The 24,640-nt window shown below is 24.3% G+C and carries 23 protein-coding genes, 1 pseudogene and 1 other annotated feature; of the genes and pseudogenes, 20 read left to right on the forward strand and 4 right to left on the reverse strand.

Annotated features, from left to right (window positions below; translation table 11 throughout):
- From EGD97_RS11155 to EGD97_RS11190, 8 genes and pseudogenes are all read left to right on the forward strand, one after another.
- Positions 1-353, forward strand: a pseudogene (locus EGD97_RS11155) (iron-containing alcohol dehydrogenase); the annotation flags it as partial.
- A gap of 201 nt (positions 354-554) precedes the next feature.
- A complete protein-coding gene (locus EGD97_RS11160; RefSeq protein WP_078681168.1) occupies positions 555-977 on the forward strand; it encodes a CBS domain-containing protein in 423 nt (140 codons plus the stop codon).
- Positions 978-995: 18 nt separating this feature from the next.
- Positions 996-1,637: a lactate utilization protein gene (locus EGD97_RS11165; RefSeq protein WP_127837417.1), complete on the forward strand. Its 642-nt coding sequence runs from the start codon at positions 996-998 to the stop codon at positions 1,635-1,637.
- A gap of 166 nt (positions 1,638-1,803) precedes the next feature.
- The gene (locus tag EGD97_RS11170) at positions 1,804-2,712 is read left to right on the forward strand and encodes a 3'-5' exonuclease (protein WP_078681166.1); all 909 of its coding nucleotides are present in this window, start codon (positions 1,804-1,806) and stop codon (positions 2,710-2,712) included.
- A gap of 16 nt (positions 2,713-2,728) precedes the next feature.
- Positions 2,729-4,231, forward strand: coding sequence for a transcriptional repressor LexA (lexA, locus tag EGD97_RS11175; protein WP_078681165.1), 1,503 nt, complete (start codon positions 2,729-2,731; stop codon positions 4,229-4,231).
- A gap of 267 nt (positions 4,232-4,498) precedes the next feature.
- A complete protein-coding gene (locus EGD97_RS11180) occupies positions 4,499-4,693 on the forward strand; it encodes an alpha/beta-type small acid-soluble spore protein (protein WP_078681164.1) in 195 nt (64 codons plus the stop codon).
- 108 nt (positions 4,694-4,801) lie between these two features.
- Positions 4,802-5,029: a hypothetical protein gene (locus EGD97_RS11185; protein WP_078681163.1), complete on the forward strand. Its 228-nt coding sequence runs from the start codon at positions 4,802-4,804 to the stop codon at positions 5,027-5,029.
- 50 nt (positions 5,030-5,079) lie between these two features.
- Positions 5,080-5,385: a spore coat protein gene (locus EGD97_RS11190; protein ID WP_078681162.1), complete on the forward strand. Its 306-nt coding sequence runs from the start codon at positions 5,080-5,082 to the stop codon at positions 5,383-5,385.
- Between the two features lie 130 nt (positions 5,386-5,515).
- On the opposite strand, the gene EGD97_RS11195 is transcribed toward EGD97_RS11190, so the two are convergent.
- Positions 5,516-6,427, reverse strand: coding sequence for a hypothetical protein (locus tag EGD97_RS11195; protein WP_127837419.1), 912 nt, complete (start codon positions 6,425-6,427; stop codon positions 5,516-5,518).
- 190 nt (positions 6,428-6,617) lie between these two features.
- Here EGD97_RS11195 and EGD97_RS11200 point away from each other — a divergent pair, with 190 nt between their 5' ends.
- From EGD97_RS11200 to EGD97_RS11235, 8 genes are all read left to right on the forward strand, one after another.
- Entirely contained in the window at positions 6,618-7,394 is a 777-nt protein-coding gene (locus tag EGD97_RS11200; protein WP_127837421.1) for a hypothetical protein, read from the forward strand.
- Positions 7,395-7,415: 21 nt separating this feature from the next.
- Positions 7,416-8,549: an ATP-binding protein gene (locus EGD97_RS11205; RefSeq protein WP_127837423.1), complete on the forward strand. Its 1,134-nt coding sequence runs from the start codon at positions 7,416-7,418 to the stop codon at positions 8,547-8,549.
- Between the two features lie 8 nt (positions 8,550-8,557).
- Entirely contained in the window at positions 8,558-9,910 is a 1,353-nt protein-coding gene (locus EGD97_RS11210; RefSeq protein WP_228202022.1) for a vWA domain-containing protein, read from the forward strand.
- A 155-nt stretch (positions 9,911-10,065) separates the two neighbouring features.
- Positions 10,066-12,309, forward strand: a complete 2,244-nt coding sequence (gene clpA / locus EGD97_RS11215; protein ID WP_127837425.1) for an ATP-dependent Clp protease ATP-binding subunit ClpA — start codon at positions 10,066-10,068, stop codon at positions 12,307-12,309.
- Between the two features lie 295 nt (positions 12,310-12,604).
- Positions 12,605-13,537, forward strand: a complete 933-nt coding sequence (locus EGD97_RS11220) for an ABC transporter ATP-binding protein (protein ID WP_078681156.1) — start codon at positions 12,605-12,607, stop codon at positions 13,535-13,537.
- A 15-nt stretch (positions 13,538-13,552) separates the two neighbouring features.
- Complete coding sequence (locus EGD97_RS11225; RefSeq protein ID WP_078681155.1) at positions 13,553-14,416, forward strand: ABC transporter permease subunit; 864 nt, start codon at positions 13,553-13,555, stop codon at positions 14,414-14,416.
- An 11-nt stretch (positions 14,417-14,427) separates the two neighbouring features.
- Positions 14,428-15,858 (forward strand): GldG family protein, encoded by a 1,431-nt coding sequence (locus EGD97_RS11230; RefSeq protein ID WP_164850208.1) that lies wholly within the window; start codon positions 14,428-14,430, stop codon positions 15,856-15,858.
- A complete protein-coding gene (locus tag EGD97_RS11235; RefSeq protein ID WP_127837427.1) occupies positions 15,855-17,255 on the forward strand; it encodes a DUF4340 domain-containing protein in 1,401 nt (466 codons plus the stop codon). The genes EGD97_RS11230 and EGD97_RS11235 overlap by 4 nt, the downstream gene beginning before the upstream one ends.
- Positions 17,256-17,385: 130 nt before the next feature.
- Here the strand turns inward: EGD97_RS11235 and EGD97_RS11240 are convergent, their stop codons facing one another.
- On the reverse strand, positions 17,386-17,643 hold the full coding sequence (locus tag EGD97_RS11240; protein ID WP_127837429.1) for a hypothetical protein: 258 nt from the start codon (positions 17,641-17,643) through the stop codon (positions 17,386-17,388).
- Between the two features lie 222 nt (positions 17,644-17,865).
- Between EGD97_RS11240 and EGD97_RS11245 the strand changes: the two genes are divergently transcribed.
- The 3 genes from EGD97_RS11245 to asnS all read left to right on the forward strand — a co-directional run bounded on the left by EGD97_RS11245 (position 17,866) and on the right by asnS (position 22,536).
- Entirely contained in the window at positions 17,866-18,780 is a 915-nt protein-coding gene (locus EGD97_RS11245) for a metal ABC transporter substrate-binding protein (RefSeq protein ID WP_127837431.1), read from the forward strand.
- 198 nt (positions 18,781-18,978) lie between these two features.
- The gene (locus EGD97_RS11250) at positions 18,979-20,793 is read left to right on the forward strand and encodes a MutS-related protein (protein WP_127837432.1); all 1,815 of its coding nucleotides are present in this window, start codon (positions 18,979-18,981) and stop codon (positions 20,791-20,793) included.
- A 43-nt stretch (positions 20,794-20,836) separates the two neighbouring features.
- Positions 20,837-21,076: a binding site (T-box leader), on the forward strand.
- 68 nt (positions 21,077-21,144) lie between these two features.
- Positions 21,145-22,536, forward strand: coding sequence for an asparagine--tRNA ligase (gene asnS / locus EGD97_RS11255; protein ID WP_078681149.1), 1,392 nt, complete (start codon positions 21,145-21,147; stop codon positions 22,534-22,536).
- A 53-nt stretch (positions 22,537-22,589) separates the two neighbouring features.
- Here asnS and EGD97_RS11260 read toward each other — a convergent pair whose 3' ends face one another.
- Positions 22,590-23,084 carry an FMN-binding protein gene (locus EGD97_RS11260; RefSeq protein ID WP_127837434.1) on the reverse strand — a complete coding sequence of 165 codons (495 nt, stop codon included), beginning with the start codon at positions 23,082-23,084 and terminating at the stop codon, positions 22,590-22,592.
- A 170-nt stretch (positions 23,085-23,254) separates the two neighbouring features.
- On the opposite strand from EGD97_RS11260, the gene EGD97_RS12450 reads away from it, so the two are divergent.
- Positions 23,255-23,428 (forward strand): hypothetical protein, encoded by a 174-nt coding sequence (locus EGD97_RS12450; RefSeq protein ID WP_164850209.1) that lies wholly within the window; start codon positions 23,255-23,257, stop codon positions 23,426-23,428.
- A gap of 41 nt (positions 23,429-23,469) precedes the next feature.
- On the opposite strand, the gene EGD97_RS11265 is transcribed toward EGD97_RS12450, so the two are convergent.
- Entirely contained in the window at positions 23,470-24,312 is an 843-nt protein-coding gene (locus tag EGD97_RS11265; RefSeq protein WP_078681147.1) for a YihY/virulence factor BrkB family protein, read from the reverse strand.
- Positions 24,313-24,640: the final 328 nt, after the last annotated feature.

Below are 24,640 nucleotides of genomic sequence, written 5' to 3' on the forward strand. Positions count from 1 at the left end.
TAAGATTTAATGCAGTAGATAATCCAAGAAAACAAGCTGCATTTCCACAATATAAATATCCAAATGCTAAGTGGAGATATGCTCAAATAGCAGATTATTTAAGACTTGGCGGAAATACTGAAGATGAAAAAATAGAAAGATTAATTGCAGCAATAGATGAATTAAAAGATAAAGTGAATATACCTAAAACAATTAAGGACGCTGGAGTTTCAGAAAGAAAATTCTATGCTACTTTAGATGAGATGTCAGAACAAGCTTTTGACGATCAATGTACTGGAGCAAATCCAAGATATCCTTTAATAAGTGNTACTTTAGGGGAAAAAGATAAGTGTGAAGAAGATTTAAATCAGTAAATAAATTAATACATTCTTATAAATATTTTTTATTTTAATAAATAAAGGACAGTCTTAATTTAAGGTACTGTCCTTGAATTTTGTATAAAGTATTTGTTAATTTTTTGTATAATATTACAAAAACGATTATAAATATGTTAAAATAAAACTGTAACTGTAAATGGTTTCTAAAATTTTAAGGTATAGGAGAAGGAACATAATATGAATATAGCATTTTTTCTTACGCCTAAAAAAGATGTTATCTATGAAAATTTAAATTCTACAATGAGACAAGTTATAGAAAGAATGGAATATCATAGATATACAGCAATTCCTATTATTGATGATAAAGGAAGATATGTAGGCACTCTTACTGAAGGTGATTTACTTTGGAAACTTAAAAATACTCCAGAACTTAGTATTAAAGATACAAGTAGTATTAAAGTTTCTGATATAGAAAGAAGAGTTATTAATAAGCCTGTGTCTATAAATGCTGATATGGAGAGTTTGATTAATTTAGTAATAAATCAAAACTTTGTACCTGTTATAGATGATAATGGTATTTTTATTGGAATTATAAAAAGAAGTGATATTATAAATTACTTTTATAAATTTGTAGTAAAATCAAAAATTGCAGAGAAATAGATAGAAAGGAGAGCTTATATGGATAAACATTTAAAATTTGTTGAAGAACAAAGAATAAAAAGAACTATGGAAAATTTAGAGAAAAATAATATGGAAGCTTATTATGTAGAAGATGAAAAAGAAGCTTTAGAAAAAGTTAAAGAATTCATAAAAGAAGGGGATACTGTAGCTGTTGGAGGCTCTCAAACTCTTTTTGAAATTGGAATAATAGATTTTTTAAGGAATGGAAAATTTAATTTTTTAGATAGATACAAAGAAAATTTAAAAGCTGAAGATGTAAAAGATATTTATAGAAAAAGTTTTTTTGCTGATGCTTATTTTGTAAGTTCTAATGCAGTAACAGAAAGTGGGGAGCTTTATAATGTGGATGGTACTGGAAACAGAGTAGCTGCAATGCTTTATGGCCCTGATAATGTTATTGTTATTGTCGGAGTTAACAAAATTGTTAAAGATTTAAATGAAGCTATAGAAAGGAAAAAAAGAATAGCTGGTCCTGCTAACAATAAAAGATTAAGTACAGAAACACCTTGTACAAAGATAGGAATGTGCGTAGATTGTAAAAATGAAACAAGAATTTGTAATGATTATGTACTTATAAAAAGGCAGAGAAATAAAGGTAGAATTAAAGTTATTATAGTAGGAAAAGAACTAGGATATTAATATAAATAATAAAAGTTACAAAAACATAAGTTATAAAAATTGTCTTAAAACTGTCTTATTGACTATTTTAAGACAATTTTTATTAATTTTAAAATTTATTTAATCAGAACCATATTATTTTTGTTATAATATAAAGTATATTATTATAAAAATTGGGGGGAATTTTTTGAACTACGTAATTATAGATTTAGAATTTAATAATTTAGGAGAAATAACTGAGTTCTACCCTAAATTTTATGAAGAGAATGCAGAAGTTTTAGAATATAAATGTCCTAATGAAATAATTGAAATTGGTGCTATTAAATTAGATAGAACTATGAAAGAAATAGATAGATTTAAAACTTACATAAAACCAAGCATTTATAAAATACTTAATCCTAAAATTATAGAAATAACAGGTATTCATGAAGAAAATTTAAAAGATGGTATTCATTTTAAAGAAGCTTTAAAAAAGCTTGGCAAATTTATAGGAGAAAATTCAATTGTGTGTTCTTGGGCCAAAGATGATATAGCAGAACTTATAAGAAATGCAGATTATCATAATTACGGATCTATACCTTGGCTTAAAGAATATATTGATTTGCAGGAATATTGTACTAGAGTTTTAGCAGAAAAAAGATCTATAAGTTTAAAAAATGCGTTAAACAAATTAAAAATAAAGATGGTTGAAAAAGACTTACATGATGCTCTTAATGATGCCGTTTATACTGCAGAAGTTTTTAAAAGAATTTATAATGATAAAGCTGTTAAAAATTTTATAGTAAAAGACATAATAAATATGCCTTCTATAATGATAAAAGACTTGAAAAATTTTAAACTTGATGAAAAACAAACTGAATTAAAATGTCCTAAATGTGGAGAAAAAATTGAACTTGAATATCCATTGAAATTATTTAAATGGAGATTTATAGGATTAGGATTTTGTGATAAATGCAGAAGTAAAGTTATTCAAAAGATAGTTGTAAAGCAGACACTAGCAGGAGATAAGGTATATATAGGTAATAATAAAATTTTAAACGATAGAGAATATTTAGAGCTAACAGACAGATTTGTAAATAATAAATTAATAGATTAATTAAGGGGGGGATGTCATGCAGCTAGATGCAGCACAAAATAGAATAATTAAAAGCAGACCTTTTAAATACAGTATACTTAAAGGTAAAAGTGGTTCAGGCAAAACAATGACTGCAGCATATAGGGCCCTTTATTTAAAAAATAATTATTGTCTTTATGAAAATGATAAAATTTTAATACTTACCCAAGATAGTACTAAAAGAGATGAGTTAAGAAATATATATAATGAAATAGAAGATGATGTAAAACAAGATTATAAAACATTATTATCTACCAATATAGAAGCTGTAGAAGTATTAACAATTTTAGATATTGTTAATAGATTTTATTTTGAGTATACAAATAATACAAAAAATTGGTATAAAATTGTTCAAGAAGATAATGAAATAAATAAAATAATAAAAGAAAGTATTGAGCTTTTAAGGAAAGAGTATGAAAATAAAAAAATTTTAAGTGAGAAATATTTTAAATTTTTAAAAGAAGAAATAGTGTGGATAAAATCTTGTAATTTTGAAGATTTAGATGTTTATCAAAATATAGATAGAATAGGAAGAAGATGCAAAAAAGGAGAAGGTCCTCAAAGACTTTTAAAAAATTCAAAAGAAAGAGAAATTATATTTAAACTTTATGAAATATATAATAAAAAACTTGAAGAAAGAAGAATTATAGACTTTGAAGATATTTTTAAGGTTGCTCTAAAAATGGCATTAAATGAGAAACACAAAAAATATACTCATATAATAGTAGATGAAGCTGAAAATTTAAGTAAAGTTCAAATAGATTTTATAAAAGAACTTTTAAATAATAAAACATATTCAAGTCTTATGTTTATACTAAATAAATCTAATGATATAAATAAAAATTCTTGGTTCATTAAAGGGAGAAAAATTTCAAATCTAGAATTAGGAAATACCGTTAAAAGTTATAATTTATATAATACATATAAAACAAAAGCACAAACACAAAAAGGAGAAGTAGAAATGTCTCAAAAATTTGAATATAAAAGTTTTATGGAATACTTTGAGTATATAGATTTAAAGCATAGTAAAAAATATAATTTTAAAAGAGACATTGGTATAAATGATACAATTTATATAGATTACGGAAAAGAAGAAGAAATTATAAAAAGTGATGAATTAAAGTCTATTCCAGTATATAGCGATATTGCTGCAGGAGAACCTATAATGATGAATGATGAAATTTTAGATGAATTCTATCTTCCAGAGTATTTTTTTAAAGGCTCTAAAGACAGTTTTATATTAAAAGTAAAGGGAGATAGTATGATAGGTGCAAATATTTTTGATGGTGATTATGTAGTTATAAGGAAACAAAGCACTGCTGTAAATGGAGATTTAGTTGCAGTAGATTTAGATGGAAACGCCACTTTAAAAAGATTGAGTTTAAATAATGGTGTTCCAGTTTTAATGCCTGAAAATGAAAAATATGATCCTATTTTTATGCATGATAAAGATGATGCATCTATATTAGGTATTGTAATAGGAATTATAAAATATAAATAATCTAACTTGATTAGCAATACTATTATTAAGCGTTTTAATTGTAATAGAAATTATAAAGCATAAATAGATTATTTGTAAATAAATAATATTTATAAATACAATATTAAATAATAAATGGTAATTATGTATTTAATATGTAAGGAAGATAAAACTTAGTTTATCTTCCTTTAATTTTATAGATTATTTTTTTAAAAAAAACACAAACTTATATTACAAAGCAACACCAAATAAAAAATAAAATTAAAAAATTAAAAGGAGGAATTAATCATGGCAAGCAAAAGCAATAGAGTATTAGTACCTCAAGCAAAGGCAGGATTAGAAAAATTTAAAATGGAATCTGCTAGAGAAGTAGGAGTTAATCTAAAAGAAGGATACAACGGAGATTTAACTTCAAGAGAAGCTGGATCAGTAGGCGGACAAATGGTTAAAAAAATGATAGAAGCTTACGAAAAAAATTTATAATCCAACATATACTTGAAGAATAAATTATATTCCATATTATAAATAAAAAAAAAGAGCTAAAACTTTTAAGTTTTAGCTCTTTTTTTAAAGAAGGGAGTAAGAAAATTAATGGCAAATAATAAATTGACACCTACTGAAGTTTTAGAACTTCATGAACTTTTAAATGAAAATATACTTAGTATAAAAAAGATAAAATCCAATATCTCTATGGTTCAAGATGAAAATTTAAAAAATATTATGCAAAATACATTAAATAATAAAAAAACTAAAATACAAGAGTTTCAAAATTTTATAAATAATCAATTAAATGCTCAAAATAATCAAAATAATAATTAGTATATAATAAATCTTTAATTTTAAATTAATTTAATGAAAGGTGGTATTTTATGTCTTGGTTAAATAACTTTTTAGGAGAAGAAAATAATTCCCCTTTAAAAGATAAAGAATTATCACTTGATATGCTTAATATTTCTAAAAAAGACATAGAAGTTTTAAGTAAAGCTATAACTGAAATATTAAATCCAGAACTTAGACAGCTTATAAAAAATCAATTAAATTCTTGCATAGATGAGTATTTTAAAATTGCTGATTATGCAATTTCAAAAAATTGGTATAATGCTTATGCAAATCCAGGACAAAAGATAAAAGAAGATATGCAGGAAGCACAGAATATATTAAACAATAATCAATAATATAATTTAAAAACAATAATTTTTATAAATATTTTAATATGGAAAATAAATAGTCTATTAAAATAATAATTCAAGCAAGTAATATTTTAAACAGAAAGTATTATTATTTTAATAGACAATTTTATTAAATTTATATGAAATCTTTCACAGGTTTATTAAGGAAATTATCAATAATATCTTTTGAAAATTTATCTATAAATTCTTTAATTTTATCATTTTCTAAAAAATTGTTATAATGATTTTTTAAAAAAACATCTATAGTATTATTTATATTTAAAATTGAATTATTAGAATTTTTATTTAATAAGTAAACTTCTTTTTTAAAATTTTCCTCAAGTTTATTTAATATAGTATCAGCAATTTTTTCAGGATATAAATTATTTATTATACCGTTTGTTATAGAATTGATTAAAGATTTTTTACTTTCATCAGGAAAATATAAAGAAAATTCGGATATTCTTTTTTTCATAACTTCATTAATTTTTGTATTAATTATATTAATTATATAATTAACATTGTTAATATCATTTAAGTAATTATTTATACCCTCCATTAATTTCATTTGAATTGTATTAGAATTTACAAATTTAGAAACCATAGGGTTTATTCCATTTAATATATTAAATATTTCTTTATTTATTTTGTTTTTTATATCAGAATTTGTTAAAAAATTTTTTATTGAATTAATAATATCATCTTTATGATTATAAATATATACTTTAAATCCATTTATAAAACCAGGTGAAATTATAAATTCTAAAGTTTTATCTGACTTTTCAAGTTCTTTTAAATTATAATCAAAAAAATTATATATTTCATTTTTAAAATCTTCGCTTTTTAATAAATTGATTATATTTATTTTTATATTATATTTAATATTTTTATATATGTTATTATTAAAAATTTCCTCTTTTTTTATATAAATAATATTATTAATCTCCTCTTTAATATAAAGAGAAATATTGTTTTTAAACTCATCACTTTTTAACATATCTAATATAAATTTGTTAAGTTGAATTTTGATATTATTATAATTTTCCATTAAAATCCCCCCTAATATAATAAATTTATAGTCGGTTATACTAAATCTTCTATAATAGTATACTACTTTATAATACAATAAATATATACTTATTATACTTTTATACATTGAAAAAATAATAAATGTTGATTATAATAGTATATCAATATTTATTATTTATTGACAAATTTTTTAATGGAGTAATGTGTATATGGATAATAATAAAATAATGCAGATTTTAGATAAAGATCCTTTTTATATTAAATTAATTGAAAATCCTACTGAAGAAATGATAGTTAAGGCTGTTAGAAAAAATGGCTCAATATTAAAATATATCAATAATCCTTCTTTAAAAATACAATGGGAGGCTTTAAAAGAGAGCGTATGGAGTATTGAATATATTGAAAATCCTACTGAAGAAATGTGTTTATATGCAGTAGAAAAAGCTTGGAACACTTTAAAATTTATAAAAAATCCTTCTGAAAAAGTTATAAAAAAAGCTGTAGAGATTAAAGGATGGGCAATACAATATGTTAAAAATCCTTCTATAGAATTACAGATTTTAGCTATTGAAAAAGACTGGGATTCTATTCAATATATAAAGGAGCCAACGGAAGAAATTCAACTTTTAGCTGTTGAAAAATATTTTGCAGCAATTAAATATATAAATAATCCTACTTTAAAAGTTAAAGAAAAAGCTGTAATTAATAATGCTGAAGCTATTTTATATATTAAAGATATTAACTATGAAACTAAGATTATTTTTATAAAAGATAATATAGAGGTAGTAAAATATTTAAAAGATATTGATATAAATATAGTCAAAGAAATTGTGAAAGAAAAAATAAGTGCTGAAGTTGTAGATAAAAACTATTTAATTAATTTTATAAAATGTGAATCACTTCCTATAGATAAGATAAAGTTTATATATAATTATGGTAGTAAAATGGCAAAAAGAATTTTAGTAGATTATAAATTAAGCTTTTAACATATAAAAGGAGACGTAATTATGAATTTTAAAGATGCATTAGAAACAATAAACTTAATTTTGGAAAGTGGCGAGGTTCCTCTTTTAATAGGTGAAAGCGGTATAGGTAAAACTGCACTTATAAAAAAACTTTGTAAAGATAAAGGATATTATAATATAACTATAGATGGTAATATGCTTAAAGAAGGGGAAATAGGAGGACTTCCTACTATAGAAGAATATAAAACTTTTATAGATGGCAGAGAAATTTTAAAAAAGAGAACTGTTTATGCTACTCATACAAAACTTCAAGAAATAGATGATGTTATAAAAAAAGATAAAGATAAAATAATACTTTTATTTATAGATGAAATAAATAGATGTGAGCATACGGTACAACAAGAATTAATGAATATAATATTAAATAGGGAGATTAATGGATATAAACTTCCTTATAATGTAAAGGTAGTAGCGGCGATGAATCCTTCAAATAAGTATGATGAATACAGAGAAAGTAATTACCAAGTTGTAGATATGGATCCAGCACAAGAAGATAGATTTGTCTGGGTTGAATTGGAATGTGATGTAAAGTCATGGTTAGCATGGGGAATGGAAAATAATTATATACATGAAGATATTTTAAATTTTATATCAAGTTTTCCTGAGTATTTACACACTCCTTATTCAGATGAAACAATAAAAGCAACTCCAAGAAGCTGGGAAAGAATATCAAAAGCATATAAAGTATTTTTAAATAAAAAAAATGAAATTCCTTTTAAAATATTTCAAAATGTTGTAAAAGGTAATGTAGGACCATATATTGCTGAAGAATTTCATACCTTTTTAGAGAATAATAAAAATCCTATTATTAGGCCTGAAGATATTTTTTTAAAAGATGAAATAGATAAAGAACTTATAAATAAAATAAAATCTGAAAGCCATTCAAGGCTTTATATGGCTGCAAAAAATGCTTTAAATTATATAAACAACAAAGAAAAAATAGAAAATGAAATAAAACTTTTTTCGCAATTTTTAGACTATTTTCCATCAGATTTAAAATTTGGAATTATGAAAGAAATAAAGGAAAGTTGTCCAGAACATATATATAATAAATTTCTTATGGAAGATTATTTTATAGATGGATTTTTTAAAATGTATAATGAAATAGAGGAGTAGAATGTATAGTGGAATCATTTAAAAGAATTAAAGATGAACTTATAATTGAGCTATCAGCTTTTAATGAAAATTTTAAAATAACTGAAGATTTTAAGAAAAAATTTTTTAAGCTCATAGAAATTTGTACATTTTCTATGATGAAAGATGAAGAAAATTTTTTTGCTCTATTTTTAATTCAAATGAAGAGAGAAATAAGTATGGACTTGCCTTCTCCAACAGGAACAAAACTAACTTCAAATGGATTTATAATATATTTTAATCCTATTTACATTTTAGAATGTACTATAAAAGAAATACAAGCACTTATAAAACATGAAATTTATCATATTATGAGTGGTCATCATATAAGAGCTAAAGCATTAAAATATAAATATAGTAATTTAGCTATAAATATAGCTATGGATATTTCTATAAATCAATATATTTTAAATTTGCCTTCTTGGTCATATAGCATTGATAATGTAAAAAGAAGTTATAATGTAGATTTAGAAGAAGACAAGACTATGGAGCAATACGCTGATATAATACAAAAGGCTTTAAATAAATTAAAAAAAGAAAAATCTAATGAAGAAGATACAGAAGATATAGAAGATATTGATTGGAAAAATTCTCATGAGCTTTGGTCTTTAAATGATGAAGTAGATGAATCTCTTGCAAAAGAGATGACTAAAAAATTAGCGTCAAGTGCTTTAAAAGGTAAGGTCCCTAAAAGTATAGATGAGCTTATGAGGGAATTAAACAAAAAGTCTGAAATTTCTTGGAAAGATTATCTTAAAAAACTTTTAGGGAGTCTTCCACATGGTTATAAAAAGACTATTACAAGAAAGGATAGAAGACAACCTGAAAGGCTTGATTTAAGAGGAAGACTTCCTAAATATACAGCACAGATTGCTGTAGCTATAGATATAAGTGGTAGCATAAGTGATAAAGAAATAGAAGAAATAATGGCAGAAGTATTTTCAATAGTTAAAAATTATCATAGGGAAATTACTATATTAGAGTGTGATAGTAATGTTAGAAGAGTTTATAAGGTAAAAAATATAAAAGACATAAAGAAAAAATTAAATACAAGAGGAAGTACAAAATTTTCTCCAGTTTTTGAGTATATGAAAAACAATAATATGAATAATTATATACTAATATATTTTACAGATGGATTAGGAGAAAAAGAACTTTCTATAAGACCTGTTCATAAAAAAACTCTTTGGGTTTTAACAGGGAAAGAGGAAGAATTGTCTTTAAAAAATCCTTATGGAGTTATTAAAAAACTTTCAAATAATAAAATTAAAGAACAAATAATAGAAAATGCACCTGAGCTTATAAAAGAATTTAGAGAACTTGAATGGCAGCAAAGTGGCTAAATATTAAATTATTAAAAATAAAATATAATTTATAGTTTTTTATAAAATTTATTATAAATATAAGAAATTCAAAGTATATATATATTATAACTATATAAAGTAAAGTGCAAAAAGATGCTTTCTCATTAAAATTAAGCTTGAAAGAGGAATGAGCAATGGATATTGACAGATTATTAAATGAAATTTTTATTGTAGCTTATAATAAAGCAAAGGAAGGAAAACATGAATACATAACTCTAGAGCATATATTATATGCATCTTTGTTTTTTGATGAAAGCAGAAAAATTTTAGAAAATTGCGGTGGAGATATTGAAAAATTAAAAAGAGATATACAAAACTATTTTAATGATTATATTGCTAAAGTCGATAATAAAGAACCTATACAAACTTTAGGTATAGAAAATATGTTGTCTAAGGCAGCTAGTCATGTTTTAGCTTGTGGTAAAAAAATAATAACATTCGAAGATGTACTTATTGCTATATATGATGAAGAAGAAAGTTTTGCTAGCTTTTTTTTAAGGGACCAAGGAATTAAACGAATAGATATACTAAATTTTATCTCTTATGATATTTCAAGTGATATAAATTTTGAAGAAAAAATAAATGAAGAAAAATATGAAAAATATGAGAGAGAAGATAATATCAAAGAAGAAAGTTTGCTTAAAACTTTTTCTGTAGATATTACTGAAAAGGCAGAAAAAGGAGAACTTGATCCTTTTATTGGAAGAGAAGAAATATTACAAAGAACATTACAGGTTTTGTGTAGAAGGCAAAAAAATAATCCTATTTATGTAGGAGATCCTGGAGTTGGGAAAACTGCTGTTATAGAAGGAATAGCACAGCTTATTGTAAGTGATAAAGTACCTAAACCTTTAAAAAATTATAAAATTTATTCTTTAGATATGGGCTCAATGATAGCAGGAACTAAATATAGAGGTGATTTTGAAGAAAGAGTAAAAAATATATTAAATGAAATAATACAAAAGGAAAAAGCTATGGTTTTTATAGATGAAATACATACTATAGTTGGTGCTGGTTCAGTTTCTGGCGGAGCTATGGACGCATCTAATATATTAAAGCCTTTTTTAGATAGAGGAAAAATTAAAGTAATTGGTGCAACTACTTATGAAGAATATAAAAAGATATTTGAAAAAGATAGAGCTTTATCTAGAAGATTTCAAAAAATTGAAGTACCAGAAACTTCAGTAGATGATACATATAAAATACTTTTAGGATTAAAAGACAAATATGAAAGTTATCATAATGTAATATATGAAGATGAAGCTTTAAAAGCTGCCTGCGAGCTATCTTTTAAGTATATACAAGATAAATTTCTTCCAGATAAAGCTATAGACGTAATAGATGAAGCAGGAGCATATGCAAGGCTTAATTCTGATAAAGAAAATAAAAAAATTATAATTACAATAAAAGAAATAGAAAAAATGGTATCTTTTATTGGGAAAATTCCACAGCAAAGTGTTTCAGCTAATGAAATAGATATACTTAAAAACTTAGAAAATTTTCTTAAAGCTTCTATATACGGACAGGATAATGCTATTGATACCGTTGTAAAGGCTATAAAACGCTCTAGAGCTGGATTTAATGAAGGAGAAAAGCCTATAGCAAGCTTGCTTTTTGTAGGACCTACAGGAGTTGGAAAAACTGAACTTTCAAAACAACTTGCTATTTCGCTTGGAATACCTTTAATACGTTTTGATATGAGTGAATATCAGGAAAAACACACTGCTTCTAGACTTATTGGGGCACCTCCAGGATATGCAGGCTATGACGAAGGAGGTCTTTTAACAGATGCTATAAGAAAGACTCCACATTGCGTACTTTTGTTAGATGAAATAGAAAAAGCTCATCCTGATGTTTTAAATATTCTTCTTCAAATAATGGATTATGCAAAACTTACAGATAATACAGGTAAAAAAGCAGATTTTAAAAATGTTATACTTATTATGACTTCTAATGCTGGAGCTAAAGAAATTGGTAAAAATATAATAGGCTTTGGAGAAAGAATTGTAGAGGAAGAAGCCATAAATAAAGAAATAGAAAGATTTTTTTCTCCAGAATTTAGAAATAGATTAAATGACATTGTATTATTTAATAATATGGATAAATCAATGGCAATTTTAATTGCTAAAAAAGCAATTAGAAATTTTGAAGAAAAACTTAAAAGTAAAAGTATAAATTTAGTTGTTACAGATAAATGTTATGAATATATTGCTTTAAATGGACTCGCTTCAAATTATGGTGCTAGAGAAATTAATAGAATTGTAGAACAAAAGATAAAACCTTATTTTGTTGATGAAGTACTTTTTGGAGAATTATCAAATGGAGGTACTGCATCTATAGATATTAATAATGACAATATAGTTATAAAAAAGCTTTAGATATTAAGGACTATTTCAAAATATTATTTTGAAATAGTCCTTTTGTTTACAAAATAGTAATATAAAATAAAAACTTTTTTCATTTTTATACAAATTTATTAACTTTTATATATTATAAAGTTATGATACAATATATTTTGTTGTATGAGTAAAAAAATTACATAACAACGATTACAATATGGGGTTTTATTTAAATATCAATTTATAGATATTATTATAAAAAATATATAAATTAAATTATAATAAATAAATCCTGTATAAAAATTTTTTTAAAAATACATAGGAGGGATTTTCGTTGGTTCAAATTGAAAATTTAGTGAAACGATATGGTCAAAATGTAGTATTAAATGGATTAAACTTGACCATAAATGATGGTGAAATACTTGGATTTTTGGGGCCTAATGGTGCTGGAAAATCTACTACAATGAATATTATAACAGGATATATTTCAGCCTCAGAAGGAAGTGTTAAAATTGATGGAATAGATATCTTAGAAAAGCCAAAAGAAGCTAAGAAAAAAATAGGATATCTTCCAGAATTACCTCCGCTATATATGGATATGACTGTGGAAGAATATTTAAAATTTGTATGTAAGATTAAAGATATACCATCTAAAGATGTTTTTGAAACAATTCAAAGAGTATGTGATGTAGTAAAAATAAGTCATCATAGAAATAGACTTATTAAAAATTTATCTAAAGGATATAAACAAAGAGTTGGATTAGCTCAAGCTATTATAGGAAATCCAGAACTTCTTATATTAGATGAGCCTACTGTAGGACTTGATCCAAAAGAAATAATAGAAATTAGAAATTTAATTAAAGAAATAGGAAAAAATCATACTGTTATATTAAGTTCTCATATACTTTCAGAAGTTAGTGCAGTTTGTGACAGAGTTATTATAATTAATAAAGGTGAAATTGTTGCAACCGGTACTCCAGATGAACTTGCTAAAAAATTTAGCTACAGCAATAAAATTTTATTGAGAATAAAAGGAAATGGAAAAGAAATTGCAGCTATGCTTAAAGACATTAATGAAGTTGAAAAAGTTGAAATTCAAGATACTGTTGAAAAAGGTACTTTTGATATATTGGTAGAAGCAAAACAAAATGAAGATATTAGAGAGAAACTATTTTGGAAACTTTCCAAGGCAGAAGTGCCTGTTCTTATGATGAAACCTGTAAATTTATCATTAGAAGAAGTATTTTTACAAGTTACTGCACAATAGTAAGGAGGAATTAATGTGTTAGCAATATTTAATAAAGAACTCAAAACTTATTTTTATTCAGCTTCAGGATATGTATTTATGGGAGTATTTTTATTTATATGCGGTATATTTTTTGCAAGCTATAATTTACTTCCAGGAAGTCCTGATTATAGTTCGGTACTTTCAAGTATAATATTTATATTTTTAATTTTGGTACCAATAATTACAATGAAACTTATAGCAGAGGAAAAACATCAAAAGACAGATCAGCTTCTTTTAACATCTCCTTTAAGTGTTAGTGAAATAGTTATAGGTAAATATCTTGCAGCTGTAGCTTTATTTTTTATAACTTTAGCTGTAACTATTTTGTATCCTATTATATTATCTCAATTTGGGACTATTCCAGTAGGGCAGATAGTTACTACTTATATAGGATTTGCTCTAATGGGAGCATCACTTATAGCTATTGGTATTTTTGCATCATCACTTACGGAAAATCAAGTTATTGCAGCAGTTATATCTTTTGGTATGCTGTTAGTTGTATGGCTTTTAGATTTTATAAAGCAAAATCTCCCTTCAGGAGCTACTTCAGGTATAGTATTTTCAGCTATCTTAGTTATATCCATAGCAATACTGATTTATTTTGCAACTAGAAATATAATAGTTTCATCAATAACAGGTGTTATTGGAGCTATAATTATTATAATTCTTGCAATTAAAAAGATTGCTTTATTTGAAGGATTTTTGCCTAATTTTTTTGGATGGTTTTCCCTTGTAAATAGATTTCAAAATTTTGGTATGGGAATATTAGATGTGTCTTCAATAGTTTATTATATAACATTTAATATAGCATTTGTGTATTTAACTATACAAATGATAGAAAAGAGAAGATGGAGCTAGGAGGAAACAACATGAAAAAATTAGATATAAAAAAATCATTTAAAACTTCAAAATTTAAATATGGTTCATATTCTACATTGGTTACAGCTTTAGTGTTAGCCATTCTTCTCGCTGTAAATTTTGTAGCAAGTAAGATAAATATAAAAAAAGATTTAACACAAGAAAAAATATTTTCATTATCAGACGAAACTTATAAAGTTTTAAACAATTTAAAAAATGATACAAAAATTATAGCTTTTTTTGAAAGCAGTAATGAAATTCAAAGTTTTACAAATATACTTGATAAGTATAAAGAAGCTTCAAAAAAGATTTCTGTGGAATATAAAGATCCTATCAAAAATCCGCAGGTTGTTCAAAAATATAATAAAGGAGATGTAAAAGCAGGTGCAAATAGTATAGTAATTGAAAGTGGAAATAAATTTAAAGTTATAGATTACTATGATTTGTTTAACATAAGCTATGATGAATATGGACAGCAGCAGGTTGATTCTTTTGCAGCAGAACAGCAAATTACTAATGCAATAATTTATGTAAATTCAGATAAGCAAAATACTATATATACTTTAACAGGTCACGAAGAAATAGATTTAAGCAGCAGCATAACAAAGCAGCTTGAAGCTGAAAATTATGCTGTAAAACAAATTAATTTGCTTCAAAGTGGAAATGAAATGGATAAAGAAGGAATTTTAGTTATAGCTTCTCCAAGAAGAGACTTATCTAAAGAAGAAGCCGATAAAATAAAATCATTTCTTATAAATGGTGGCAGAGCAATGTTTATAATGGATATAACTAAAGAAGTACTTCCAAATTTTCAAGAACTTTTATCTTTTTATGGAGTAAAAATGCAAAATGCTTTAGCAATAGAAGGAGAATCTTCAAATATTGTTCAACAGCCAATAGATTTACTTCCTAATATTGGAACACATGAAATAGTAAATGAAATTAAATCAAATAAATTATATCTATTAATGCCAGTTTCACAAGGTATAAGTAATCTCGATTTAAAAAGAAATACAGTTAAAATTGAACCATTGCTTACTACATCAAGTAACTCATGGGGAAAGGTTAATTTGAATTCTACAACTATGGTAAAAGAGCCTAATGATATACAAGGACCATTAAATATTGCTGTAGCAATAACAGATGAAGATTCTGAAGCTAAAAAGAGTACTAAACTTGTAGTTATAGGTGGAAGTACATTTATAAATGATGATATTATTTCTGCAACTAAGGGTGCTAATTTAGATTTCTTTATGAATTCTTTAAATTGGATGCAGGATAAAAAAGATAGTGTTTCTATAAGACCTAAGAGTTTAACTTCAGATATGCTAGTTATGACTGTGTTCCAAAAACTTGCATTGTCAGGTGTTGTAGTAATATTAATACCAGTAATAATTTTAATAATAGGAGTTACTGTATGGGCTAGGAGGAGACATAGATGAAGAAACTTCTAAAAATTGTATTATTAATAGTACTTTTGGGAGTGTTAATAGGTGCATATTTTTATTTAAGTAAAAATCCTAGTGATAAAACAGACAAAGATAAAAGTGCAGAAAGTGAAACAATTGAAATATTAAAATTAGATGAAAGCAAAATGACTAAAATTATATTAAACAATGAAAAAGGATCATTTTCTTTTATTAAGAAAGATAATAATTGGGTATATGAAGAAAAACAAGATTTAAAGTTAGATCAAAATATGTTAAATAGATTAGTTCAAAACTTTACATCTTTAACAGCTGAAAAGTCTGTTGAAAAAGAAGCTAAAGATTTAGATAAGTATGGACTTAAAAATAGTAAAAATACAGTTACATCATTTTTAAAAGATGGAAGCAGCTATACTTTAGAATTAGGCGATAAAACTCCTGAAGGGACCAGTTATTATCTTAAATTAAAAAACAAAAATGATATATATACAGTTTCTGAAAGTGTAGGAGATTCTATAAAGTATTCTATAAATGATTTACGAAGTAAAGAATTACCTGCTATTGATACTTCCAATATTAAATACATTAAAATTGTTAATTTAAAAGGTGAAACTATTGAAATAAAAGCAAATGAAGCTCAAAATGATAATGAAAAGCAATATGGAATAAATGCTTTTGTAATGACTAAACCTTATAATAATATTCATGCAGTAAATTCTGATAAATTAAATGAATTAAATGATTCTATAACAAAGCTTAGTATTTCAGATTTTATTTCAGATTCTTCTAAAGAACTATCTAAATATGGTTTAGATAAGCCTAGATTAGAAATTTTAGCTAAAGACGGTAAAAATGAATTGCATTTATATTTTGGAAAAGATGTAGATAATGATAATGTAGCCTTTAAAATTGCTGGAGCTCCAGAAATCTATGCTATGTCTAAAGATTCTATGGAGGCTTTAAATTTAAATCCTTTTGATTTAATAGATAAGTTTGTTTATCTTACCAATATAGATTTAGTAAATCAAATTAATATAGAAAATGGATCTCAAAAGGATATTATAACTCTTTCAAGAACTGTAAAGAAAGCAGAAAAAGAAGGAGAAAAAGATGAAACTTTAACAACATATAAAATAAATGGTAAAGAAGTTTCAGAAGAACCTTTTAAAAATTTTTATCAAAAACTTATAGGATTGCAAGTAGAAGCTGTAAATGATAAAAATCTTTCTGAAAAACCAGAAGTAAGAATTGTTTATAATTTAAATTCTACAAATAAAAAAACAACTATTGTAAGTTTTGTGGAGTATAATAATGATTTTTATGCAGTTTTTGTAGATGGTAAATCAGAATTTTTAATTTCTAAAATACAGGTTCAGAATATGTTAGATGAATTTAATAAATTAAAGAAATAAAAAGCAAAATATGCTGCAAAACTATAAAAAGTTTTGCAGCATATTATTTTTTGTAAAATTTCCATGTATCTATTGTAAGTATAAATAAGCATTTAATATTTTTTTATTATAATATATTTTGTTTTATATTTTAATGCGTAAAATTTTTCAATACTATAAAATCTTCACCTTCATCTTGAGCACGAGATTTGGCTTCTTCTATTGTGGCACCATTTATTATTATATTATCTTCTAAAGTATTTATTTCTGTTAAACTTTTTATTATACTTTTATCACTTTCTCCCCTTTTTTTCATATCTTGAATTTGATCATATGTGTTTTTACTTATTTGTTTTATTGCACAATTATAATCATCATACATTAAAATTACGCTGTAATGTTTTCTCATAGTCATCCTCCTTTAAAATTTATAAAACTCTAAAATTTATTTTTCCACTAATATAATTATTTATAAGTTATATAAATAATTTAAATAAATATTATAAATGATTAACATAATAGTATTATATTACCATAATATAATATAAACTATTGACAATAATCATAAATACATATATATTTATATACAGATGCAAATGATTTGCATTAATTTATAATAAGAGGTGTATTTATGATTAAGAAACTTTTTAGTATAGTGTTAATTTTTTCTACAATATTTATTTTTTCTTCGTGTTCAAATAACAAATTAACTAATGTTGAAAAAAACACTTTAGATAATAATTCTAAAAAAAGTGATAAAATATCTGTAGTTGTATCATTTAATCCATTAAGAGAATTTGCTGAAGCTATAGGTAAAGATAAAATATCAGTAAAAACAATGATTCCTGAAGGAGTTGAGCCTCATGATTTCGAGCCAAAACCTAAAGATATGGAAAGTTTAAATGATGCAAAATTATTTATTTATAATGGATTAGGTATGGAAACATGGGTAGATAAAACATTAGAAGCCATAAATAATAAGTCTTTAGAAATTGTTGAAGCATCAAAAGGATGTAATTTAATAAAAGAAGATAATGGAAAATATGATCCACATATTTGGCTTAGCCTTAAGGAAGCTAAAAATTCTGCTAAAAATATAAAAGATGCATTAATAAAAATAGATAAAGAAAATAAAGATTTTTATGAAAAGAATTATAATGAATTTGCTTTACAATTAGATAATTTATATGAAGAATATAATAAAAAATTACAAAGTGTTTCTAATAAAAATTTTGTAACAGGGCATGCAGCTTTTGCATATTTATGCAGAGATTTTAATTTAAATCAAAATAGTGTTGAAGATGTATTTGCAGAAGGAGAGCCAACTCCTAAAAAAATGATGGATTTAGTAGATTTTAGCAAAAAAAATAATATAAAAGTAATATTTATGGAAGAACTTGCAAGTCCAAAGGTTTCTGAAACTTTGGCAAAAGAGGTAGGTGCTTCTGTAGAAAAAATTTATACTATAGAAAGCAAAGAAGATAATAAAAATTATATAGAAAGCATGAAATATAATTTAGAAAAAATTTATAATAGCTTAAAATAACTAAAATAAATTTAAAAATATGAGCTTTTAATTATTTATATGTACAGTTATATAAATAATTAAAAGCTCCTTTTATTATGCAAAAATTAGGGTATAATTATATATAAATAATTAATTAATATTAAAAATACATTATACATAATAATTACATTATAAAATGCTTAAAAGATAAAGGCTTAAAAGGGAGAGATGAATATATTGGAAAATACAAAAGAAATTTATGAAAATAGAAAAGATAAATTTAAAAAGCTTTCTTTAAAACAAAAGCAGACAATAAATTTTATTAGTGCACTAAGACTTATAATATTTATAGCAGGATTAGGTTTCTCTGTTTATTTATATTTACATAAAAAATATTATTTATCATTATGTCTGTTTTTTATAACAATTATTTTATTTATAATTCTTGTAAAAAAGCATAATAAAGTTATAAAAAATAGAAATTTAACTTTAGCTTTAATAAATTTAAATGAAGAATCTATAGAAAGAGTAGAAGGTAAATGGAGAGAATTTAAAGATTATGGAGAAGAATTTATAGATATAGATCATAATTTTTCTTATGATTTAGATTTATTTGGTAAAAATTCTTTATACCAATGGATAAATTGCTGCACAACTTTTTTAGGAAGAAAAAGATTAAGAGATATTTTAGCTTATCCAAACTTAAATATTGATGAAATACTTAAAAGACAAGAGGCAATAGAGGAACTTTCAGTACATATAGGCTGGAGACAAAAATTTAAAGCTTTAGGAGAAATTAATTTAGAAAAAAACAAAAATCCAGAAAATCTTTTAAAATGGGCAAAAGAAGATATAAAAATAAATAAATTTTTTAAAATGACATCTTTCATAATGCCTATTATTACCATAGTTTCTATAATATATTATTTTTTAAATAAAGATATTGGATATTATATACCACTTATTTTTATTGGAATAAATGCTATTATATTAAAAATAGGTGAAGGATTTAGAGCAAAAAATTTAGATGCTATTTATGAATATAAAAAACAAATAAACACTTATTATGAAATGATATTATTAATTGAAAGTAAAAATTTTAAATCTTCTATGCTTATAAATTTAAAACAAAAATTAATAAATAAAAATAATATTAAAGCTTCTAAAGCTATAGATGATTTTAAAAAAATAAGCAATAAAGTTTCAGATAGAAGTAATTTATTTAATAAAATAATTAATCTTTTATTTTTATGGGACTATCATTTAATAGACATGCTTTTAATGTGGAAGAAAATATATGGGAAAGAAATAGAAGATTGGTTTAATGTTATAGGAGAATTCGAGGCTTTATCATCTTTAGCTATAATAAATTTTGATAATAAAACCTGGACTGTTCCGAATTTTATAAACAATAAATTAGTTTTAAAAGCTCAAGCTGTAGCTCATCCTCTTCTTAAAAATGCTGTTTCTAATGATTGCATTATAGGAGAACCTTATAGTATACTTTTAATTACAGGATCAAATATGTCAGGGAAGAGTACATTTCTTAGGACTTTAGGAATTAATTTAGTTTTAGCTTATTCAGGCTCTAAAGTGTGTGCTAAAGAATTTATTTGTTCTCTTATGAATATATATACATGTATGAGAATAAGCGACAATCTTGAAAAAAATATATCTTCATTTTATGCAGAAATTTTAAGAATAAAAAATATAATAAAGAATTCAGAAAAAGGAGAACCTATATTTTTTTTACTAGATGAAATTTTTAAAGGGACTAATTCTATTGATAGACATTTAGGTGCGGAAGCTCTTATAAATAAACTTAGTTATAATAATACTATAGGTCTTGTATCTACCCATGATTTAGAGCTTGGAGATATAGAAACAAAGAATAAAAAAGTTAAAAACTTTCATTTTGAAGAATATTATAAAAATAACGAAATAAAATTTGACTATAAATTAAGAGAAGGAATTTCAAACACGAGAAATGCAGTATATTTAATGAGACTTGCAGGTATAAATTTTGATGGAAATAATAAAAAAATGTTGTAATAATAATAAAAATTGATATAATATTAATAAATGAATACTATATATAAAAACTTTGAAGAGAAGAGTAGCTATAAGTGTGGATTTAAAGAGAGCCAATGTTTTGGTGGAAATTGGTATGAAACCTATAGTGAAGAACATCTCTGAGTTTCTAACCGAACCATTTTTGCAGTAGGCTTAGACGTGTCCAATACGTTATAAATTGGAAAGTATCATATGTACTTTAAAGTTGGCTTTATTTAAAGCAATTTGGGTGGCACCGCGGATATAAACTTTCGTCCCATTATTTTATAGGACGAAAGTTTTTTTATTTTATTTAATAATTTATTTATAAAACTAAAAGGAGGAAGGATTATGGAAAGTGTAGCTATAAAAAAATTATACAGAGACACAGCAAACTATGCAGGAAAAATTGTAAAGGTCTCAGGATGGGTTAGAACAGTAAGAGCATCTAATGTTTTTGGGTTTATAGAACTTAATGATGGTACTTTTTTTAAAAATTTACAGGTGGTTTTTGAAAATAACTTAGAAAATTATAAGGAAGTAGCTAAACTTCCTATAAGTTCATCTTTGACTGTAGAAGGAGAGATTGTATTAACTCCAGAAGCTAAGCAGCCTTTTGAACTTAAAGCTAAAAATATTATAATAGAAGGATTATCTCATCCAGATTTTCCACTTCAAAAGAAGAGACATAGTTTTGAATATTTAAGAACTATAGCACATTTAAGACCAAGAGGAAATACTTTTTCAGCAGTTTTTAGAGTACGTTCTTTAGCAGCCTATGCTATACATAAATTTTTTCAAGAAAGAGGATTTGTTTATGTTCATACTCCAATAATTACAGGCAGTGATGCTGAAGGTGCTGGAGAAATGTTTAGAGTAACTACTTTAGATATGGAAAATCTTCCAAAGACAAAAGAAGGGAAAATTGATAATTCTAAAGACTTTTTCGGCAAATCAACAAACTTAACTGTAAGTGGTCAATTAAATGCAGAGAGTTTTGCCCTAGCTTTTAAAAATGTATACACTTTTGGTCCTACTTTTAGAGCAGAAAATTCAAATACAGCAAGACATGCTGCAGAATTTTGGATGATAGAACCAGAAATAGCTTTTGCTGATCTTGAAGATGATATGGAACTTGCAGAAGATATGGTCAAATATATAATAAATTATGTAATGGAAAATGCACCTGAAGAAATGGAATTTTTCAATAAATTTATAGATAAAACATTGTTTGAAAGATTAAATAATGTTTTAAATTCTGATTTTGGAAGAATTACTTATACAGAAGCCATAGAAATACTTGAAAAAAGTGGAGAAAAATTTGAATATCCTGTAAAATGGGGAATAGATCTTCAAACAGAACATGAAAGATATATTACTGAAAAATATTTCCAAAAACCTGTATTTGTAACAAATTACCCTAAAGAGATTAAAGCTTTTTATATGAGACAAAATGATGATGGGAAAACAGTAGCTGCTATGGATTTACTTGTTCCTGGAGTTGGAGAAATAATTGGTGGAAGTCAAAGGGAAGAAAGACTTGAAGTTTTAGAAAAAAGAATGAATGAACTTGGTCTTAAGAAAGAAGATTATTGGTGGTATTTAGAACTTAGAAAATATGGTGAAACTAAACATGCAGGATTTGGACTTGGTTTTGAAAGAATAATAATGTATATAACAGGTATGTCAAATATAAGAGATGTAATTCCTTTCCCAAGAACAACAGGAAACGCAGAATTTTAAAAAAATAATGAGTAAGTATCTTAAAATTAAGATACTTACTCATTATTTTTTTATTATAATTTAGCTTTATCTAAAGCTCTTTCAACAGCTGTTTTCCAATTTTTTGAGCTTATTGTAGCACCAGATATAACATCTACATCGGGACTTTGCTTTTCTATAATTTTATTAGCTAAATCTATTCTATATTGTTTTAAATTAGGATATACTTTACCGCTTGCATCTTTTTGTCCAGTCCATTGTTCATAGTTAACTTCTTTACCATTAGTATCTAATCTTTTTAAATCTACTTTTACTATTTTCCCATTTTCAATAGTTACAATTGCACTTTCTTGACCATGCTCCCATTTATCACCTATACCTTCATAAGTACCATCTTTATATTTATCAGTAGTTTCAATATCAGGTGTGGTAGCTTTATTTTCAATATCTTTATTACTTGATACGTCTGGATTTGTTTTGGTTTCAGCTGGGGGATTAGATTGTTTGCCGCAAGCTGATAAAGATATAATAACAAAAAATGATAATACAAATGAAATTAATTTTTTCATATTAAAAACTTCCTTTCGTTTTTTTATAGTATGTGTAAAAATAATATGAATTTATTCATTTTTTTATAGATTATTGTAATATATAAAAACATTAAATTTTTATATATTAATATATTTTGGGGAAATCTAATATAGAAATATAGAAAATTTAATTTAAGGGAGATGATTTTATGGTTCAAAAAAAGAAAAAAAATTTTATAGAAGAATCAAAAATTCAATCTGCACTACAAAGAGATTTTAATAGTTTAAATTCTAAAACTGGATATAAAGATACAGGAAATGATGCTCAAGTACATGCAAAAGCTAGAGCTATAAGACAAAGCGATAACGGTTCACATATGTAAAAATAAGGTCTGCATATAATTTTATGCAGGCCTTATTTTTATTATTTTTCAGAATTAATTTCTAATTTTCTATAAGACAATGTGGCATTTATTTCTCCTCCTATAAGTATTATAATGGAGCTTATAAAAAGCCAAGACATAAGAGCTATAATTGCTCCTATACTTCCATATATTTTTGAATAATTAGCAAAATTATTTACATAATATGAAAAAATAACAGATATTAAAGTCCAGCCTATAGTGGTAAAAATCGATCCAGGTAAAGTCTCTTTAAAAGTAAGTCTTTTGCTTGGAGTATACATATAAACTGCAGTAAAAACAAAAACCATTAATGAAAAAAATATTAGATATCTCATAATATTAATCATAATTTGCAAAGATTTAGTATAATTAAGTCTTTTAGTTAAATAATTTACTACAATTTCTCCAAAAATTACAAGTAAAAAAGCTAAAAATATTATAGAAACTAAGCCTATAGTACATAAAAGTGCAATAAGCTGTACTTTCCAATAAGGCCTTTTTTCTTTTTCATCATAAGCTTTATTTAACCCTCTTATAACAGCTTTAAATCCATTAGAAGCAGTCCAAATAGTAGATATCATACTAAAAGATAAAAGACCACTGCGTCTTTTTCCTACAATATCTAATATAGTATCTCTTATAAGATTTACAACTTCTAATGGAAGTATATGTAGTAATGAAAAAATAACATCATCACTTTTTATATTAGTATATCCAATAATAGTCATTAAAAGTATTAAAAATGGGAAAAATGATAAAAGAAGACTATAAGCAAGTTGAGATCCCATAGCAGTTATTTCATCATCTTTATATCTAAATATAAGACTTTTAACAATATTTATTTTTTTATATTTATTGTTCATTACGCTCTCCTTTTAATGTTATAAATTAAATATAGCAATAATAATATAATAATTATATAAAGGAATATTTTTATTTTATTAAAAAATTATTATTTTATTATATTACTAAATTAAATTTTAAATACTAATATTTATAAAGTTATTTATATTAATGATGACATATAATAATTAATATATCAATAGTATAACTATTAAAGTATACTATTAAAAACGAAATAATATTATACATAATCTGGTAATAATATTTTAAAAACTTAATAAAAATATTATTACACAAAAACATTTTTATTAATGATTATAATATTGATATTTATAATGATAATACAAA

The organism is Clostridium prolinivorans (assembly GCF_004011155.1).
GTDB classification, from domain to species: Bacteria; Bacillota; Clostridia; order Clostridiales; family Clostridiaceae; genus Clostridium_AT; species Clostridium_AT prolinivorans.

Bases quoted from the DNA above. Each gene is read 5' to 3' on its own strand.
- lexA (WP_078681165.1), top strand. From the start codon at position 2,729: ATGCAGCTAGATGCAGCACAAAATAGAATAATTAAAAGCAGACCTTTT.
- EGD97_RS11230 (WP_164850208.1), top strand. From the start codon at position 14,428: ATGAAAAAATTAGATATAAAAAAATCATTTAAAACTTCAAAATTTAAA.
- EGD97_RS11200 (WP_127837421.1), top strand. From the start codon at position 6,618: ATGGATAATAATAAAATAATGCAGATTTTAGATAAAGATCCTTTTTAT.
- EGD97_RS11240 (WP_127837429.1), bottom strand. From the start codon at position 17,643: ATGAGAAAACATTACAGCGTAATTTTAATGTATGATGATTATAATTGT.
- EGD97_RS11195 (WP_127837419.1), bottom strand. From the start codon at position 6,427: ATGGAAAATTATAATAATATCAAAATTCAACTTAACAAATTTATATTA.
- EGD97_RS11165 (WP_127837417.1), top strand. From the start codon at position 996: ATGGATAAACATTTAAAATTTGTTGAAGAACAAAGAATAAAAAGAACT.
- EGD97_RS11185 (WP_078681163.1), top strand. From the start codon at position 4,802: ATGGCAAATAATAAATTGACACCTACTGAAGTTTTAGAACTTCATGAA.
- EGD97_RS11245 (WP_127837431.1), top strand. From the start codon at position 17,866: ATGATTAAGAAACTTTTTAGTATAGTGTTAATTTTTTCTACAATATTT.
- EGD97_RS11265 (WP_078681147.1), bottom strand. From the start codon at position 24,312: ATGAACAATAAATATAAAAAAATAAATATTGTTAAAAGTCTTATATTT.
- EGD97_RS11205 (WP_127837423.1), top strand. From the start codon at position 7,416: ATGAATTTTAAAGATGCATTAGAAACAATAAACTTAATTTTGGAAAGT.
- asnS (WP_078681149.1), top strand. From the start codon at position 21,145: ATGGAAAGTGTAGCTATAAAAAAATTATACAGAGACACAGCAAACTAT.
- EGD97_RS11160 (WP_078681168.1), top strand. From the start codon at position 555: ATGAATATAGCATTTTTTCTTACGCCTAAAAAAGATGTTATCTATGAA.
- EGD97_RS11190 (WP_078681162.1), top strand. From the start codon at position 5,080: ATGTCTTGGTTAAATAACTTTTTAGGAGAAGAAAATAATTCCCCTTTA.
- EGD97_RS12450 (WP_164850209.1), top strand. From the start codon at position 23,255: ATGGTTCAAAAAAAGAAAAAAAATTTTATAGAAGAATCAAAAATTCAA.
- EGD97_RS11235 (WP_127837427.1), top strand. From the start codon at position 15,855: ATGAAGAAACTTCTAAAAATTGTATTATTAATAGTACTTTTGGGAGTG.
- clpA (WP_127837425.1), top strand. From the start codon at position 10,066: ATGGATATTGACAGATTATTAAATGAAATTTTTATTGTAGCTTATAAT.
- EGD97_RS11180 (WP_078681164.1), top strand. From the start codon at position 4,499: ATGGCAAGCAAAAGCAATAGAGTATTAGTACCTCAAGCAAAGGCAGGA.
- EGD97_RS11260 (WP_127837434.1), bottom strand. From the start codon at position 23,084: ATGAAAAAATTAATTTCATTTGTATTATCATTTTTTGTTATTATATCT.